Origin of the sequence: Rhizobium sp. AC27/96 (assembly GCF_001692325.1) — a bacterium.
GTDB lineage: Bacteria > Pseudomonadota > Alphaproteobacteria > Rhizobiales > Rhizobiaceae > Rhizobium.
This window is the reverse complement of sequence record NZ_LXKN01000025.1, coordinates 52,608-69,061: the sequence shown is the minus strand read 5'-3', so window position 1 is coordinate 69,061 and position 16,454 is coordinate 52,608. Positions and strand designations below refer to the sequence as shown.

Sequence of the window (16,454 nt, the reverse complement as noted above, 5' to 3'; positions counted from 1 at the left end):
TGATCGGGCTTATAGACCCTACCTCCGAACCAAGTCAACACTCATACTGTAAAAATTCTGACATTTTTCTAACACATTGATAAAAAAGAGAGATTTGATGGAACCTGCCGAGATCGTCCGCTTTTGCCCACAGGCGCCCTCAAAATCTTTGTCCAGCTGATCAAAATTCCCACCGATCGACCAGAGGGGCCCTTGTGTATGCCGCTCTTCCACGAGGCTTGGCTTCTGGCGGCGTAAATCGCAACGGCGAGTGGGTTCATCCAGGGCAATCCCGGATGCCGCTTGCGCTCTCTATTCCCTGCGGATGCAAGCCTCAGAAAAACCGATATTTTATAAGAGATTTCTGCTATATATATGGGAAATAGAATAGGAGGGAGGAAACAATGCATAGAGCAAGACCGGAAAGCATCGTCGAAGTCAGCGTCGACAGTGGTGGCGCGCGGCGCGCGCTAGGGATCATGAGCATGCGTCAGGCATTGGATCTGCCCGAGCTGCACCGCTTCACCTATACGCACCCGGACCCGCTGAAGGCCGCAGAGGGCATTGTCCTCAGCCGTGAAGAACTGCGGACGTTTCTAACCTGCCACTGAGCAGAAGAAGACAGATGATATGAGATCGGCCGCCCGATGCGGTCGCAGACGTTCCGTGCTGCCTCAGGCAGCCTTCCTCTGGCTCACGGCAAGCGGCAGCAGCACAACGGCATTAAGCCCACCGCCCTCGCGGTCCTCCAGGCAAAGCGCGCCGCCATGCGCATCGAGAATTTGCCGAACGATCGCCAGACCTAGACCGCTGCCCCCGAGATCACGGTTACGGGACTCTTCCAATCTCACGAATGGTTCGAGCACTTCCTTGCGTCGCTCCGTCGGAATGCCCGGCCCGCGATCACCGACGATGATGGCCGCCTGACCGTCGCGCAGCCCCGTCTCTATCTCGGCACAGCCGCCATAGCGCAGGGCATTGTCGATCAAATTATCCAGCACCCGTACCAATGCCGTCTGCGGCACTGTGACGGCCAGAGGTTGCCCGAGCGCAGAGAAGGCAACGAGATCCGACCCGTCCTGGCGCTCGGCAATGTGGGAACAGATGGCAGCGTCGAGGTCGGCAATATTCTTGCCGTCCAGAACGACCGTGCTGCGCGCAAAGCCAAGCGCATCCTCGATAAGACGCTGCATGGCCTCGACATCGGCGATCGCCCGATCGCGATGCGGCGTATCCGGCATCATCTCCACGCGCAGGCGGAAACGCGTCAAATAGGTCCTCAGATCGTGCGAAATCGCGCCGAGGATGAGCGTCCGGTTATTGACCAGCGCGGCTATGCGCAGCTGCATCGCATTGATGGCCTTGATCAGCAGGCGCAGTTCGCAGGCGCCCCTCTCCGGAATGCGGACGGGCTGCAGGCCATTGCCGATGGAGTTGACGGTACGCGACAGCCGCGTCAGGGGCCGGGTTTCCCGCGCCACGGCGGCAATGGCGATGACCGCGACCAGCATGCCAAGCACGCCGGCGATGAGGCCGACCGGAACGCCGTGCAATCGGACCGTCGGCGTATCAGGAAGATTGAAGACGGCGACCTTGCCGCCGGCGACACCGATCGACACTTCCATGATCCGGTCCGATGCACCGACGGAGAACCAGCCCTGTGGCTTCTCAGACAGCGAGCGCATATTGAAGTAGCGATTGCCGAGCGCGATCGTTGCAAACTCGCGGGCCAACTTGTCGGTCAGGGTGAGATTGGACGCGCCGTCCGTTTGTTCCGCCTGTGGGGTGTCGATGAGCCTCAGGGCCAAGCCATTGGCATTCAGGGCGCGAACGGCCAGCGGCTGGGCCTCCGGCGGAATGGCGTCGAGAAGGCGGATCGCCGACTTGACCTGCATTGCCGGCGAGATCTCGGGATTGAACGAAGTGTCCGGCTTCAACTGCGCCGCCGCGAAAGCCGCAAGCTGGATGACGAACAATGCCACGGCAACAATCATGATGATGCGGGCGACGAGGCCGAGTTTCAACATGGCTCAGACATCCTTCACATCGGTGGTGAGGAGATAGCCGGCGTTACGCACGGTGGTGATGATATGGGCACCATCAGGCAGGCAATGCCCAAGCTTGGTGCGAAGACGCGAGACCGTCACGTCAATGGTGCGGTCGAAAGGATCGGCGCCGCGGCCGCGCGTCCAGTCGAGCAACTGATCGCGTGACAAGACGCGGCGCGGCCTTTCGAGAAAGCAGACCAGCAGATCGAACTCCGCCGTGGTCAGATGCACGAGGCGCTCGCCCTCCATCTCGATCACCCGGCCATCGAGATCGACGATCATGCCGGCGAAGCTCTTGCGCCGTGCGGGCACCGCGCCCTCCTCCGTCCGCTCGGGGCCCGAGCGGCGCAGGATGGCACGGATGCGCGCCAGCAGCTCTCGCGGGTTGAAGGGTTTGCCGAGATAATCGTCAGCGCCCATTTCGAGGCCGAGAATGCGATCGATGTCTTCGGTCTTTGCCGTCAGCATGAGGATCGGCACCTGGCTGCGGGCGCGGATGCGGCGGCATGCCGACAGGCCGTCTTCGCCCGGCAGCATCAGATCGAGAATGATGAGATCGGGAAATCCCCTTGAGAGAATGCGGTCCATGGCGGCGGCGCTATCGGCAGCCTGCACGCTGAAACCCTCGCGACTCAGGAACTCCTCGAGGAGCGCCCTAATCTCGCGGTCGTCCTCGACCAGAAGAAGCGATGCGGAAACCATGACCCTCCATGCGGGGCGGAAGGTGGTTTTGGCAACAGGGAAACCGCCGACGTTACAAACTGTAACAAATCTCGGCCGTTTTGAAAAATCCCAGCAATAGAAGCAATGCAGTTTCCAGGCAGCGACAATCCCTCCGGAGCGAATGGCGGCAGCCTCGATGCCGCCTACCCGACCCCATCGCCCGCTCCGGTCCAAGGCAGGGCTCGCATCCATGACATGCGAGTCCTGCCGCCTCCGCGCTGTTGCGACAAACCGAATTGCCTCGTGACCATCCTCGTGCGAAAGGATTGTTCCTGAGGGGCGCCATGCCCCATCATTCCACAAACGAGCACGAGGCAAGACGGTTGAGCCAAAGGCATTCAGCGCAGCGATCCGGCAAAACGGCCAAAGGCAGGCAGGAGCCAGACGGCAAGCGCGTGACCTTGCCGCGGGCGCTTTCCAAGCTCGGCTATTGTTCCCGCACCCAGGCCGAAGCCTTGATCCTGGCCGGCCGGGTGACAGTCGACGGCCGCAAGATTACGGATACCTCGACCTGGGTCGATCTGGAACACGCGCGATTTGCCGTGGATGATGTCGCGATATCCGCCGAGGAAAAACTCTATTTCATGCTGAACAAGCCGCGCGGGCTGGTGACTACCCGTGACGATCCCGAGGGCCGGCCGACGGTCTATGATTGCCTGAAAGACATCGATGCGCGGCATCTGGCCCCTGTCGGTCGCCTGGATAAGGCAAGCGAAGGGCTGTTGCTCTTTACCAATGATACGATACTGGCCCAGGCGCTGCTCGACCCGATCAGCCATGTCGGCAAATCCTATCACGTTCAGGTCGACCGCATCATGGATGTGGAAGAGCTTGCGCGCATGGAGCGCGGTATCATCGACGACGGCGAGCTGCTGACCGCCAGCTCGGCGCGCCTGCTGCGCAGCGGCGATCGAAACAGCTGGATCGAAGTGGAGCTGAAGGAAGGCCGCAACCGGCAGATCCGGCGGATGCTGGAATCGCTCGGCATCGAATGCCTGCGGCTGGTGCGCGTCACCTTCGGCGATATCGCGCTCGGCGATCTGCCGAAAGGTGCGGTCCGGGCGTTGACGGAAGCGGAAATCCTTCGTCTCCGCCGGCGGGCCGACTTGAAAACCAAGGGACAGGATGGAACCAAGGCGAGACGCAATGCAGCCTCATGACTTCTGGCAGGAGCTCCATCCGCCGCAAAGCTTTTCAACAGGGCAAGAATGCCGCGACTTCTATGTGGCCGAGCTGCCGGATGGCCGTCAGCTGCGGCTGCCAATCCGCGTCCTTGCCAATGGCGAGCATGCTCTCGCATCGCTGATCGTCAACCAGGCCAGCTTTTCCGTGCAGGAAGCCCTGGCTGAGGCGCTTGCAGCGCGGATTGCCGACTATGATGTCGAGGTCGTCGCCGGATTGCCGACGCTTGGCCTGACATTGGCAAGCGCGGTTGCGCGGGCGCTTGGCCATGCGCGCTACGTGCCGCTCGGGACTTCGCGCAAATTCTGGTATCGCGAGGAATTGTCTGTTTCGCTCTCCTCGATCACCACGCCGAACCAGGAGAAGCGCCTTTATATCGATCCGCGCATGCTGCCGCTGCTCGAAGGAAAGCGGGTAGCGCTGATCGACGACGTCATATCAAGCGGAGCCTCGATCGTCTCCGGCCTGCAACTGGTAACTGCTTGCGGTATCGAACCAGTGGTGATCGGCGCAGCCATGCTGCAATCGGAGCGTTGGCGGGAGCGGGTCGATGCAGACGGCAAACCGTGGAGCGAGCGGATCGTCGGGGTCTTTTCGACGCCCATTCTGGAGAAGACCGCAAATGGCGGCTGGCGCGTGCCCGGTTGACGGTTTCGGATCAGCGGGTGAAACGTCTGCCATGAGAATGCACTCTTATATGTGAAAATCGTTCCGATTTCCGTCACAATGCGCTAAGGGTCCGCTCAAGAAGCGTCCGTCGGGCGGACGCATGAGCCTGCTGGTGGACGCGTTGCGAATTCTTTCCGAAGCCCATTTTCCCGAACTACCCAATTACTATCGCGGCAAGGTGCGCGAGAATTACGATCTGCCCGACGGCAGCCGCATCATCATCAGCACCGATCGGCTAAGCGCATTCGACCGCATTCTCACCTGCATTCCCTATAAGGGGCAGGTGCTGACGCAGACGGCGCGCTACTGGTTCGAGCAGACGCGCGATATCTGCCCGAACCATGTCATCGACTATCCGGACCCGAATGTCGTCGTCGGCAAGCGGCTCACCATTCTCCCGGTCGAGGTCGTCGTGCGCGGCTATCTCGCTGGCACCACCGGCACCTCGATCCTGACACTCTATAAGAAGGGTCAGCGCGACATGTACGGCATCACGCTGCCGGATGGCATGCGTGACAACCAGATCCTGCCGGAACCGATCATCACGCCGACCAGCAAGGAATTCGATGGCGGCCACGACGAGCCGCTGACGCCGGCCCAGATCATCGGCCAGGGGCTCTTGAGCAAAGCGCAATGGGAGACATTGTCGAGCTATGCCCTGGCGCTTTTCGCGCGTGGGCAGGAGATTGCCTGCAAGCGTGGACTGATCCTCGTCGATACGAAATATGAATTCGGCACCGATGAAAACGGAACAATCATCCTCGCCGACGAGATCCACACGCCGGACAGCAGCCGCTATTGGCTTGCTGACAGCTATCAGGATCGATTCGAAAAAGGCGCGCGCCCCGAAAGCTTCGACAAGGATTTCGTGCGTGCCTGGGTGACGGAGCGCTGCGATCCCTACAAGGACGAGATTCCCGAGATCCCGCTGGAGCTCGTCGAGGAGACGTCGAAGGTCTATATCCGCGCCTATGAAGCGATTACGGGCACGCCTTTCGTGGCTGACGACCGCGGTGCAACACCGCGCGATAGGGTTCACGCAAGTCTGGCTCGCTATTTTTAAATAAAGATAAGTGAGATGGCCCTCCGATGGGCTGCGCACACCGAAAAACCTTCTCAAGGTTGCATTTTCGGCCAAATCATCCCCCTCTCGCACCCTTGAGTGGTGCGTGAAAGGGTATGTTTTTTGCAACACTTTATATTTTTTTTAACGACACCCTGATATTTTGCTCGATCCCACATATGTTCGCGAACGAGAATTCGTAAAAGCCACTGTGCTATTGCAAAACTCATTGCTAGATTGACGACGACCGCTTCGGGTCATTTGTTTGTATTGAGTAGGGCTGGAGCGCCGACACACATGGGTCACGTCGACCCTTAAAACACTGATCAGTAAATTGAATTGTGGGACAATGTGATGGTTTCCATTCGTACTGCCGCCCCCGCCCTGCTGCTTATTCTGGCAGGTTGCGTTAGCGGCCCAGACCATAAACCACCGGAAATGCCTCTGCCGGCCAAATTCTCGGAGGGCGGTACGAAGATGAACGGCGATGTCGCCGGTTCACAATGGTGGACTGCTTTCGGCGACGCCAAGCTGAATGCCTTCGCCGCACAGGGACTTGCCCAAAACCTCAACATCCAGCAGACGCTGGAGCGCATCAACCAGGCTGAAGCCGCAGTCGTTACCGCAGGCGCAGGCGGGCTCCCGAGCCTGACCGTCAGCGGCGACAACACGACGAGCGGCCAGAAGGGTGGCTCGACGGTTTCCTCTTCGGCTGGACGGCGAAATGTCACGACAGGCACCGCCTCGGCTTCCTGGCTGCTCGACCTCTGGGGTCAGTACCGCCGTGCGACTGAAAGCGCCAATGCTTCGCTCGACGTCGCCTATTCCAACGTAGATGTTGCACGCCTGACCTATCTGCAGGATCTCGCCAACAGCTACGTCAATGCCCGCTACTACCAGGCGCTCATTTCGATCGCTCAGGAAAACCTGAAGTCCCGCCGCGATACGCTTTCGCTCACCAAGTTCCAGCTCGAAGCCGGTGCGGCATCCCGCCTCGACGTGGTTCAGGCGGAAGGCCTCGTCAACCAGACGTTGGCATTGGTACCTGGTTATGAAATCAGCTATCGCCAGCAGGTGCATCACATCGCGACGCTACTCAACGTTTCATCGGCAACGATCATCGCGCAGATGCAGGGCGGCGGCAAACAGCCGGTGTTCCGCGGTAGCGTCCGTACGGGCCTCCCGGCTGACCTCATCCGCAACCGTCCTGATATTCGCGTTGCAGAGCGGACCCTTGCAGCCTCGACGGCTCAGATCGGCGTGGCGGAAGCCAAGCTCTTCCCGTCGATCACGCTCAGCGGTTCGATTTCGCCGACCTACACCCATACCTCGGGAGCAAGCGGCGGCTTCACAACCTGGTCGTTCGGCCCGTCGCTGAACCTGCCGATCTTCGACGGCGGCGCCCTGCGCGCTGGCGTAAAGAGCGCGCAGTCTTCAAGCCGCGAAAACTATATCGCCTGGCAGCAGACGGTACGGTCGGCTATCGAAGATGTCGAAAACTACCTGTCGGCCGTCTCCCGCGACGCACAGACGGTTGCTGCGCAGCACGCTCAGGTCAAGTCCTATCAGGAAGCCCTGCAGCTCTCGACCGCCAGCTACAAGGACGGTGCGTCCTCGCTACTCGACGTTCTCGATGCACAGCGTAACGTGACAGCCGCCCAGCAGAGCCTGGCACAGGCCGTTCAGCAGAGCGCCCTTGACTACATCGGGTTGAACATCAACATCGGTGCTGGTTATGTGCCGGCCGGCAAGGCAAATGTGGCCGAAGCTCCGGCCAAGGTCGTCAAGGTCTCGGCCAAAAAGGCAAACTAAGGACAGCGCCCGGTCAGGCCGGGCTCATCCCTCGAATTTAAACCGCCGCAGGCAACTGTGGCGGTTTTTGTTTTCCGGGAGAAGGGTGCCGAAAATGAAAATGGCGCGTCCCCGTTTTCACAGGAAACACGCCACCACCATCAAAACAAAAAGGCCGGAGCAATCCGGCCTTTCGTCATCCGCCCTCGCAACAGTGCCAGTACATCCGTGGTCAAAGGGAAAGCGGAACTGCAGCCAGATTGCTCGTCAAAAGTTAACGAAAGGTCAACTTGCTTCGACAATCTCGACGGACGAACACGGCTCGCTCTCAAGCGCTCCAGCCATCCATCGGCTGCATGACTGGACTGTATATCGGACAGCAGGATGGCGATTTCAAGGCCACCATCATTATTCCCTCCTGATTGCAAGCGCGGGTGCGGAACCCAACCGATGGTAATCCACCAGACGGCAGGCAGGTCTTGCCAGAAAATCTCCCGGCACCTCAATGCATGATGATCGGTCGTTCAAGCTGTATTCATGCAAAGACTCTTAAAACACATGTAAAGATTGAGGACGCGCCGTGGAATCCTATCAGATTCCGTGCATGCGCAGGCCTTTATCTTGCCGAATTTGGAACGTCACTGCGAACGGCGTCGGGGTAGACGCACCACAGATGGAAAAGGCACCGGCCGCTGATTTCGAGCCGCTGGTGCGCAAGGGGAGAGACTTCATGAGGTTCAAGGTTTTTGCCGCGAGCATACTGGCCGCATTCATTGCGTTGCCGGCCATCGCGGAAGCAGCGGAGGGCTTTGCCACCGCAAATGTCAACATGCGGTCGGGCCCAAGCACCGCCTATCCCGCCGTCACCATGATCCCTGTCGGCGTGCCGCTGCAGATCAATGGCTGCCTCAACGACACGCCGTGGTGCGACGTCTCGTTCTACGGCGGCCGCGGCTGGGTCGCCGGCCGCTATATCCAGGCGACCTACCAGTCGCGCCGCATCTATATCGACCGGCAATACTACCGCCCGCTCGGCATTCCGACGGTGGTCTTCAACTTCGACGACTATTGGGGTCGCTACTATCGTGGCCGCGACTTCTATCGCGATCGTGATCGCTGGCGTCGCGGCCCTGGCTGGGTCGACCGCCGTCCGGATAACAACTGGGATCGCAATCCTCCGGGATGGGATCGCGGATCGAACTGGAATGACGGGCAGGATCGCAACTGGGACCGCCGTCCCGACCGTAATCGCGACTGGGATCGCGGGTCTGACTGGAACAATGGGTCGGACCGCAATTGGGACCGCCGCCCCGACCGCAATCGCGATTGGGACAGGCAACCTGACGGCAATCGCGATTGGGGCCGCCAGCAGCCTGATAACAATCAGGGCTGGGGTAACCGCCCGGATCGTCACCGCGACAACAATCGCCCGGACAACCAGCCCCGCCCGGAACCGCAGCGTCAGCCGCAGGCTCAACCGCAGCCGCAGCCGCAAAACAATCCGCGTCCGAATGCGGGCACGCCGGGACCTTACAGCCCCGATCAAAAGGATTGCCCGGCATCGGAACCGAATTGCCGCATGTCTGTCAGAGGCTCAAACCGCTAACAAGACAGCGATTCCACGCGAAAACAAAAAGCCGGCGACCTATAAGGTCGCCGGCTTTTTTGATGAGGAGACACCCAAGTTGAGGAACGCTCCCTCTGCACAGCGCGGCAGCGGTATCAAAAAAATGCCTTGCGGAAGAGTGCGCGTTCTAAAGGGCTCGGCCTTTGCCGCGCTCCCGCCGGCTCCCGGCATTTGGACGTGAACGGGCTGATGGGCCCGACGCACTTCAGTGCATCTTGAGATGCGCTTCCCGCGTTGCCGAAATGAACATTTCCCGGGCTTCTTCGGCCGACTTGCGACCGTCGATCGCCGCCCGGCAAATGCTTCTCGCCGCGACATACAGCGGACCGCGCCGGTCAGGCCAAAGATTGGCCATGCAATTCAATGCCTCGGACGGACCTGTCACAAGCTGAAACGTACCCTGAGCAAAACCGATCTCGATTGGATTGCTCCATTTGATGTGTCGCATGAATACTCCTCCTCACGCGCTGCCGCTTGTTTGGAACCACCCTCCAAGACGGCCACATGACAGTACTATAACCTCGATCAGAGCTTTCGAAAATACGGAAGATTGAGGGCGCGCCGCGAAGTTTCGACGCATTCGACCGGGATGGGCGCACCCAGCAATCCGGCTCGCGCTAGTCTATTTGTCCCGCGCGATCCGCTTGGCTTCGTCAGGCGAAAACCCGGCACGGCGCGCGAGCCGTTCCAGCCCGAAAATCCGGTCGATCCGATCGACCAGCCATAGTTCAAAACGCTTCCACATCGGCATAGCCTCCTCCGCCGCCAGCCTTACAGCCGCAACGGCTCACGATCGACATCGCGCCGGGCCTGCCATTCTCGCTCAGCGAAACAGCGGCGGCCTTTGCGCGTTCGAGAGCAATTCCTGCTTTGTCGCGAAGTCGCCAAACAGCTTTTTCAGCCGGGCCTCCTCCTCCGTGCAGATCCGGTGACGCCGGGCGAAATCCTCGACGCTCCAGACTTCCCGCAGCTTGCTCCCGCTGCCTTCCTCTATCTTCGTCAACGAACTCATATGCTCGTCCCCTTCGTTTTTATGATCGGATAATGCCCGAAGCGGCGGAAAGTTCCCTGAAGGGCCTGCCAGCACTGGTGAAACCGCTGTCACACAGACGTCGGGAATGTTCTTAATCCCTCCTTAAATCGCCGCATTTACAGTTCAGGCGGGATTTGATGTCTTCACGAGGGGTTCGTGAGCAAAGGCGGGTGGCGTCCCGCTCCGGGAATCGGTATCCATTTTTCGGAACGACGTGCCAGCAAGGGGCGGCTTCTTGCGCAGAAAGCCATATGCTGCCGCAGCGATCAGCCTGACAGAAGACATGAAACATTAGGCATCGAGGTACGACCGGCCCGCAATGGCAGATAAGAAGAAATCACGCCAGAGGATAGAACCATCCTTCTCCAGCGGTCGGGAACGCAACGAAGACGGATTCAATGCCGGCGAACGCATCATCGGCAACAGGCGCTCGGCCAAGAAATATTCGTCTCCTTCCAAGACATACTACGAAGAACCCGAACCCGACGAAGACGAGGATGAAGACGACGAGGATGAGCCCGTGGTCGAAAAGCCTCGCCGCACCCGCGCCCGCAGCCGGCGCAAACCTGCGCGCCGGGCGCAGCCGCGACGCGGCTTTTTCGGCTTCATCCGTTCGACAATCTACTGGGGTCTTGTGCTCTGCCTCTGGGGCGGTATCGGCCTTGCCGGTCTTGTCGCCTATTACGGCTCACGCATGCCAAGCGCCAGCACCTGGGTCATTCCCGAGCGGCCGCCGAACGTCAAGATCACCGATCTCGACGGCAGCCTGATTGCCAATCGCGGCACGACCGGCGGCGAGGCCGTGGCGCTCAGCGACATGTCGCCCTACATTCCGGAAGCCATCATCGCCATCGAGGATCGGCGCTTCTATTCGCATTTCGGTTTCGATCCGATCGGCCTTGCCCGCGCCGTCGTGACCAATGTGGTGACGGGCCACGCCGTCCAGGGCGGCTCGACGCTGACGCAGCAGCTCGCCAAAAACCTGTTCCTCTCGCCGGACCGCACGCTGGAACGCAAGGTGCAGGAAGTGCTGCTGGCGCTGTGGCTGGAGCACAAATACACCAAGGACCAGATCCTGACGATGTACCTGAACCGCGTCTATTTCGGCTCGAACGCCTATGGCGTCGAGGCGGCCTCGCGACGCTACTTCAACAAATCGGCCAAAGACGTCAATCTCGGTGAAGCGGCCATGCTCGCCGGCCTCGTCAAGGCGCCGTCGCGGCTGTCGCCCGCCCGCGATCCGGCTGCCGCCGAGGCGCGTGCGCAGCTGGTGCTGCAGGCAATGCAGGATCAGGGCTTCATCACCGAGGCCGATACCAAGACGGCGATGTCTCAGCCACCGACACGATCGAAGAGCTACTGGACCGGCGCTGAAAACTACGTGGCCGACATGGTCATGGACCAGCTTCCCAAGCTGATCGGCGGCGACGTCAAGGAAGACCTGATCGTCGACACGACGCTCGACATGTCGCTTGAGGAAAAGGCGGAAAAGGCACTGGAAGACGTGCTGTCCAAGGACGGCAAGAAGCTGAACGCGTCGCAGGCATCGCTGGTGTCCGTCGATGCGACCGGCGCCATCCGCGCCCTGGTCGGCGGCCGCGACTATGCGCAGAGCCAGTTCAACCGCGCCGTGACCGCCAAACGCCAGCCCGGCTCCGCCTTCAAGCCGTTCGTCTATACCGCAGCGCTGGAAGCGGGCCTGACGCCCAACACGATCCGCCAAGACATGCCGGTCAAGATCGGCAATTGGGCGCCGGAAAACTACGAACAGCGCTATAGCGGTCCCGTGACGCTCGCAACCGCAGTGGCGAAATCACTGAATACAGTTGCCGCTCAAGTCGTCGCGGAGGTTGGGCCTGATCAGGTGATCAAGGTGGCGCACAGGCTCGGCATCGAATCCGATCTGCAATCCAATGCCTCGATCGCGCTCGGCACCTCCGAAGTGTCGCTGCTGGAGCTCACCTCCGCCTATGCCACCTTCATGAATGGCGGCTTCAAGGTGGCGCCGCACGTCATCACCAAGGTAACCACAGCCTCGGGCAAGGTGCTCTACCAGGCCAATACCGACAATCCGCAGCGGGTGCTGAACCCGGATATCGTCACCAACATGAACGCCATGATGGCCGGCGTCATCGCCAACGGCACCGGCAAGGCCGCCCGCATTCCCGGCTGGCAGGCTGCCGGCAAGTCGGGTACGACGCAGTCCTTCCGCGACGCGCTGTTCGTCGGGTTTACCAGCCACCTGACCACCGGCGTCTGGTTCGGCAATGACGACGGCAAGTCGATGCGCAAGGTGACCGGCGGCGGGCTGCCGGCGAGGGCGTGGAAGGAATTCATGACCGCGGCCCATAAGGGCATCATGCCGACGCCGATCTTCGGTGGCGGCCAGATCATCGATAACGGCCTGCCGGTGGCGCAGACCGAGCCGAATGCGGGTCAGCCGACGACGATAGGCAATATCATCTCCGGCTCGCTAGACGGCGGGCAGCCGATCCAGCAGCCGACATTGCAGCAACGGCCGTCGCAGCAGCCGATCCAACCACAGATCGTCAACCAGGCCTCGGCCAATGACGACCCTCAGGATCTGCCGCCGGCCAACATTGCCGACGACACAAATCCCTACAGCTCCAACTCTTACGACACCGGCGATATCCCGCCTGCCGATGTCGGCGAGACCGCTCCTCCGACCGCAGCAGTACGGCCGCATCGTTCGTCACTGCTCGACGTCATTCTCGGGCGGTGACGCGGTAGAGGGAGCGAATTCTCCGAGGATTGCCGAACCGCGCTGCGTCATCTGACGTTGGCGCGTCGACGGAATGGCCGCGGCGGCTAAACGATCAGCATCAAAAGATGATCATCTGCGCGCCGCGACCGGCAGCTTTCGTTTGACGTCAGATTTCTTCGGCCACGATGCGGGCAACTTCGGCCAGGATGGCCTCCTGGTCCTTTATCGACCCCGGTGCTGCGCCGAGATAGGCCGCCACCACGATCGGATCGCGGCCGGGTGGAAAGATCACCCCGATATCATTGGTGGAAATTCCGTTCCATGTCCCCGGCTTGTTCGCTATACGCCAGCCGTTCGGCAGGCCGACGCGGAGGCGTTGCGCGGCCGCATCTGTGGAGGCGATCATCCAGTTTGTCAGCTTCGTGCGGGACGGGGGCGACAGCGCGTCGCCAAGGATGATCTTCTGCAGCGTGGCCACCATGGCACGAGGAGAGGTCGTATCATGTATTTCGCCGGGCTTGACGATATTCAGGTCCAACTCGATCCTATCAAGCCGCGTCACCGGATCGCCGAGGGATCGAAGATAATCGGTCAAGGCCGCGGGGCCGCCGAAGCTTGCCAGCAGCAGATTGGCGGCGGTGCTATCGCTTACGATCAGCGCCGCCTCGCATAGCTGCTCGATCGTCATCCCATCCGCCAGATGCGGTTTCGTTGCCTTGAAGGGCGTCACCAGATCGCCCTCCTTGAAAAAGATGCGGCGGTCGAGCTGCTCTTGCCCGCGATCGACGCGGGAAAGCGTAAACGCGACGGCCAATGCCTTGAACGTGCTGCACATCGCAAAGCGTTCGTCCAGACGGTTGCCGGCAAGCTGCCCGGTGGCGGTGTTCAGCACGGCGACACCCAGACGCCCACCGCTGCGCTTCTCCAGCTTTTTAAGTCTTGCCGCGATGCCTTTGTCGCTATCTTTGGCGAGAACATGGGATCCCAACAGCCCCGTCATGGCAAGGAATGGCGTCATTAACGCAACGCGACGCGTGATTGTAACGGACATATAATTGCAATTTCCTGTTTTGATTGTCGGATAAAGCGACGGCGAAAACAGGAGGCAGCAAGGCGTCAAATTTAAGACGGGACGACGAAGCCGATAGGCCTTGGAAACCTCATCCCCAACGACGGAAATCGACTTGTCGGCGCAGGTACTCGTTGCGACGCCTTCGATCGAAGCAGCACCGATTCAATGCATCGCAAGAGAACGAGATATCAATCGCGCGAAGGCGCTCGTCAAAACGCCATCTTTTACAAACTTTCCGCTGCGAACCAATCTGCCCGGACCTATATAAAATCGCAATTTTGCGCCTTGCCGCTTGCATGGCCGCCGCAAGGCTGCTCTGATATAAGATTGCTTCAAATCCGCAGGGTCTCGGCGCACTCACGGCCATGTGGAATTTGGGCGACAAACCATTCGTTTTGCTGGATTCCGGGTGATTTCCTGCCTTGCAGTCAGTAAAACCGCTACTTATATACGCGGCATCACCGCAGTCATGGCTGCGCAATCCTCAAGACCATCCCGTAAGGGGCTGTCAATGGAATGCCTGACAGGGGTTCCGACAGCTTGCTTCAAGGAGAGAATGATATGGCAAAAGTAATTGGTATCGACCTTGGAACCACAAATTCCTGCGTCGCCGTCATGGACGGTAAAGACGCCAAGGTGATCGAGAATGCCGAAGGCGCCCGCACGACCCCCTCAATGGTCGCCTTCTCCGACGACGGCGAACGTCTCGTCGGCCAGCCGGCCAAGCGCCAGGCTGTTACAAACCCCACGAATACCCTCTTCGCTGTCAAGCGCCTGATCGGCCGCCGCTACGAAGATCCGACCGTCGAGAAGGACAAGCACCTCGTTCCCTTCACGATCGTCAAGGGTGACAATGGCGACGCCTGGGTCGAAGCTCAGGGCAAGGGCTATTCGCCCGCACAGATTTCCGCAATGATCCTTCAGAAGATGAAGGAAACCGCTGAGTCCTACCTCGGCGAAAAGGTCGAAAAGGCCGTCATCACCGTTCCCGCATACTTCAACGACGCCCAGCGCCAGGCAACCAAGGATGCCGGCCGCATTGCTGGTCTTGAAGTCCTGCGCATCATCAACGAGCCGACCGCTGCTGCACTTGCCTACGGTCTCGACAAGAAGGACGGCAAGACCATCGCCGTTTACGACCTTGGCGGCGGCACCTTCGATATCTCGATCCTGGAAATCGGCGACGGCGTCTTCGAAGTGAAGTCGACCAACGGCGACACCTTCCTCGGCGGTGAAGACTTCGACATGCGTCTCGTCGAATATCTCGTTGCCGAGTTCAAGAAGGACAACGGCATCGACCTCAAGGGTGACAAGCTTGCCCTGCAGCGTCTGAAGGAAGCTGCCGAAAAGGCCAAGATCGAACTGTCTTCCGCTCAGCAGACCGAAATCAACCTGCCCTTCATCACGGCAGACGCGACCGGCCCGAAGCACCTGACGCTGAAGCTGACCCGCGCCAAGCTGGAAAGCCTGGTCGACGATCTCGTCCAGCGTACGATCGCTCCGTGCAAGGCCGCTCTCAAGGATGCCGGCGTTACGGCTGCCGAGATCGACGAAGTCGTTCTCGTCGGCGGCATGAGCCGCATGCCGAAGGTACAGGAAGTCGTCAAGCAGCTGTTCGGCAAAGAGCCGCACAAGGGCGTCAACCCGGATGAAGTCGTCGCACTCGGCGCCGCCATCCAGGCCGGCGTTCTGCAGGGCGACGTCAAGGACGTTCTGCTGCTCGACGTGACCCCGCTGTCGCTCGGCATTGAAACGCTCGGTGGCGTCTTCACCCGTCTGATCGAACGCAACACGACGATCCCGACGAAGAAGTCGCAGACCTTCTCGACCGCCGATGACAACCAGTCGGCCGTGACCATCCGCGTCTCGCAGGGCGAGCGCGAAATGGCTGCCGACAACAAGCTGCTCGGCCAGTTCGACCTCGTCGGCCTGCCGCCGGCACCGCGTGGCGTACCGCAGATCGAAGTCACCTTCGATATCGACGCCAACGGCATCGTCCAGGTTTCGGCCAAGGACAAGGGCACCGGTAAGGAACAGCAGATCCGCATCCAGGCTTCCGGCGGTCTTTCCGACGCCGACATCGAAAAGATGGTCAAGGATGCAGAAGCCCATGCTGCCGACGACAAGAAGCGTCGCGAAGGCGTCGAAGCCAAGAACCAGGCCGAAAGCCTGATCCATTCCAGCGAGAAGTCGCTGAAGGATTACGGCGACAAGGTCAGCGAAGCCGATCGCAACGCCATCTCCGACGCGATCGCAGCGCTGAAGACGGCGACGGAAGCCTCCGAGCCGGACGCCGAAGACATCAAGGCCAAGACCCAGACGCTCATGGAAGTTTCCATGAAGCTCGGCCAGGCAATCTATGAAGCACAGCAGGCGGAAGGCCCTTCGGCCGATGCCTCGGCAGCCGGCAAGGACGACGTCGTCGATGCCGACTACGAGGAAATCAAGGACGAAGACGACCGCAAGCGGTCTGCATAAGTACGAACCGAAAGGTTCTCTAGGAGACTTAGATCCGGCTGCCTTCGGGCAGCCGGAAATCCAT

At 60.2% G+C, this 16,454-nt stretch carries 14 protein-coding genes; 8 read left to right on the top strand and 6 right to left on the bottom strand.

Annotated features, from left to right (window positions below; all coding sequences use genetic code 11):
• Nucleotides 1-383: 383 nt before the first annotated feature.
• Nucleotides 384-590: a hypothetical protein gene (locus tag A6U86_RS20660; protein WP_068394840.1), complete on the top strand. Its 207-nt coding sequence runs from the start codon at nt 384-386 to the stop codon at nt 588-590.
• A gap of 63 nt (nt 591-653) precedes the next feature.
• Here the strand turns inward: A6U86_RS20660 and A6U86_RS20655 are convergent, their stop codons facing one another.
• Both A6U86_RS20655 and A6U86_RS20650 read right to left on the bottom strand, forming a co-directional pair.
• Nucleotides 654-2,006: an ATP-binding protein gene (locus A6U86_RS20655; RefSeq protein WP_068394839.1), complete on the bottom strand. Its 1,353-nt coding sequence runs from the start codon at nt 2,004-2,006 to the stop codon at nt 654-656.
• Between the two features lie 3 nt (nt 2,007-2,009).
• On the bottom strand, nt 2,010-2,729 hold the full coding sequence (locus A6U86_RS20650) for a response regulator (protein ID WP_068394838.1): 720 nt from the start codon (nt 2,727-2,729) through the stop codon (nt 2,010-2,012).
• Nucleotides 2,730-3,145: 416 nt separating this feature from the next.
• Between A6U86_RS20650 and A6U86_RS20645 the strand changes: the two genes are divergently transcribed.
• The 5 genes from A6U86_RS20645 to A6U86_RS20625 all read left to right on the top strand — a co-directional run bounded on the left by A6U86_RS20645 (nt 3,146) and on the right by A6U86_RS20625 (nt 9,061).
• Nucleotides 3,146-3,910 carry a pseudouridine synthase gene (locus A6U86_RS20645; protein ID WP_244510028.1) on the top strand — a complete coding sequence of 255 codons (765 nt, stop codon included), beginning with the start codon at nt 3,146-3,148 and terminating at the stop codon, nt 3,908-3,910.
• Nucleotides 3,897-4,580 (top strand): phosphoribosyltransferase, encoded by a 684-nt coding sequence (locus A6U86_RS20640; protein ID WP_068394836.1) that lies wholly within the window; start codon nt 3,897-3,899, stop codon nt 4,578-4,580. Before A6U86_RS20645 ends, A6U86_RS20640 begins: the two co-directional genes overlap by 14 nt.
• A gap of 142 nt (nt 4,581-4,722) precedes the next feature.
• Nucleotides 4,723-5,664, top strand: a complete 942-nt coding sequence (locus A6U86_RS20635; RefSeq protein WP_068394847.1) for a phosphoribosylaminoimidazolesuccinocarboxamide synthase — start codon at nt 4,723-4,725, stop codon at nt 5,662-5,664.
• Between the two features lie 354 nt (nt 5,665-6,018).
• Entirely contained in the window at nt 6,019-7,476 is a 1,458-nt protein-coding gene (locus A6U86_RS20630; protein WP_068394835.1) for an efflux transporter outer membrane subunit, read from the top strand.
• Between the two features lie 709 nt (nt 7,477-8,185).
• Nucleotides 8,186-9,061: an SH3 domain-containing protein gene (locus A6U86_RS20625; RefSeq protein ID WP_068394834.1), complete on the top strand. Its 876-nt coding sequence runs from the start codon at nt 8,186-8,188 to the stop codon at nt 9,059-9,061.
• A 226-nt stretch (nt 9,062-9,287) separates the two neighbouring features.
• Here A6U86_RS20625 and A6U86_RS20620 read toward each other — a convergent pair whose 3' ends face one another.
• The 3 genes from A6U86_RS20620 to A6U86_RS20615 all read right to left on the bottom strand — a co-directional run bounded on the left by A6U86_RS20620 (nt 9,288) and on the right by A6U86_RS20615 (nt 10,094).
• Nucleotides 9,288-9,530: a DUF982 domain-containing protein gene (locus tag A6U86_RS20620; protein ID WP_068394833.1), complete on the bottom strand. Its 243-nt coding sequence runs from the start codon at nt 9,528-9,530 to the stop codon at nt 9,288-9,290.
• Between the two features lie 174 nt (nt 9,531-9,704).
• Nucleotides 9,705-9,827: a hypothetical protein gene (locus A6U86_RS36040; RefSeq protein ID WP_267554490.1), complete on the bottom strand. Its 123-nt coding sequence runs from the start codon at nt 9,825-9,827 to the stop codon at nt 9,705-9,707.
• 78 nt (nt 9,828-9,905) lie between these two features.
• Nucleotides 9,906-10,094, bottom strand: coding sequence for a hypothetical protein (locus tag A6U86_RS20615; RefSeq protein WP_068394832.1), 189 nt, complete (start codon nt 10,092-10,094; stop codon nt 9,906-9,908).
• 340 nt (nt 10,095-10,434) lie between these two features.
• Between A6U86_RS20615 and A6U86_RS20610 the strand changes: the two genes are divergently transcribed.
• Complete coding sequence (locus A6U86_RS20610; protein WP_068394831.1) at nt 10,435-12,858, top strand: transglycosylase domain-containing protein; 2,424 nt, start codon at nt 10,435-10,437, stop codon at nt 12,856-12,858.
• 148 nt (nt 12,859-13,006) lie between these two features.
• Here A6U86_RS20610 and bla read toward each other — a convergent pair whose 3' ends face one another.
• Nucleotides 13,007-13,891 (bottom strand): class A beta-lactamase, encoded by an 885-nt coding sequence (bla, locus tag A6U86_RS20605; protein ID WP_068394830.1) that lies wholly within the window; start codon nt 13,889-13,891, stop codon nt 13,007-13,009.
• A 582-nt stretch (nt 13,892-14,473) separates the two neighbouring features.
• Between bla and dnaK the strand changes: the two genes are divergently transcribed.
• Nucleotides 14,474-16,390 carry a molecular chaperone DnaK gene (dnaK, locus tag A6U86_RS20600; RefSeq protein WP_068394846.1) on the top strand — a complete coding sequence of 639 codons (1,917 nt, stop codon included), beginning with the start codon at nt 14,474-14,476 and terminating at the stop codon, nt 16,388-16,390.
• Nucleotides 16,391-16,454: the final 64 nt, after the last annotated feature.

Excerpts from the sequence above, each read along its gene's own strand:
- A6U86_RS20660 (WP_068394840.1), top strand. The coding sequence starts at position 384 with ATGCATAGAGCAAGACCGGAAAGCATCGTCGAAGTCAGCGTCGACAGT.
- A6U86_RS20655 (WP_068394839.1), bottom strand. The coding sequence starts at position 2,006 with ATGTTGAAACTCGGCCTCGTCGCCCGCATCATCATGATTGTTGCCGTG.
- A6U86_RS20650 (WP_068394838.1), bottom strand. The coding sequence starts at position 2,729 with ATGGTTTCCGCATCGCTTCTTCTGGTCGAGGACGACCGCGAGATTAGG.
- A6U86_RS20640 (WP_068394836.1), top strand. The coding sequence starts at position 3,897 with ATGCAGCCTCATGACTTCTGGCAGGAGCTCCATCCGCCGCAAAGCTTT.
- A6U86_RS20630 (WP_068394835.1), top strand. The coding sequence starts at position 6,019 with ATGGTTTCCATTCGTACTGCCGCCCCCGCCCTGCTGCTTATTCTGGCA.
- A6U86_RS20625 (WP_068394834.1), top strand. The coding sequence starts at position 8,186 with ATGAGGTTCAAGGTTTTTGCCGCGAGCATACTGGCCGCATTCATTGCG.
- A6U86_RS20620 (WP_068394833.1), bottom strand. The coding sequence starts at position 9,530 with ATGCGACACATCAAATGGAGCAATCCAATCGAGATCGGTTTTGCTCAG.
- A6U86_RS36040 (WP_267554490.1), bottom strand. The coding sequence starts at position 9,827 with ATGTGGAAGCGTTTTGAACTATGGCTGGTCGATCGGATCGACCGGATT.
- A6U86_RS20615 (WP_068394832.1), bottom strand. The coding sequence starts at position 10,094 with ATGAGTTCGTTGACGAAGATAGAGGAAGGCAGCGGGAGCAAGCTGCGG.
- A6U86_RS20610 (WP_068394831.1), top strand. The coding sequence starts at position 10,435 with ATGGCAGATAAGAAGAAATCACGCCAGAGGATAGAACCATCCTTCTCC.
- bla (WP_068394830.1), bottom strand. The coding sequence starts at position 13,891 with ATGTCCGTTACAATCACGCGTCGCGTTGCGTTAATGACGCCATTCCTT.
- dnaK (WP_068394846.1), top strand. The coding sequence starts at position 14,474 with ATGGCAAAAGTAATTGGTATCGACCTTGGAACCACAAATTCCTGCGTC.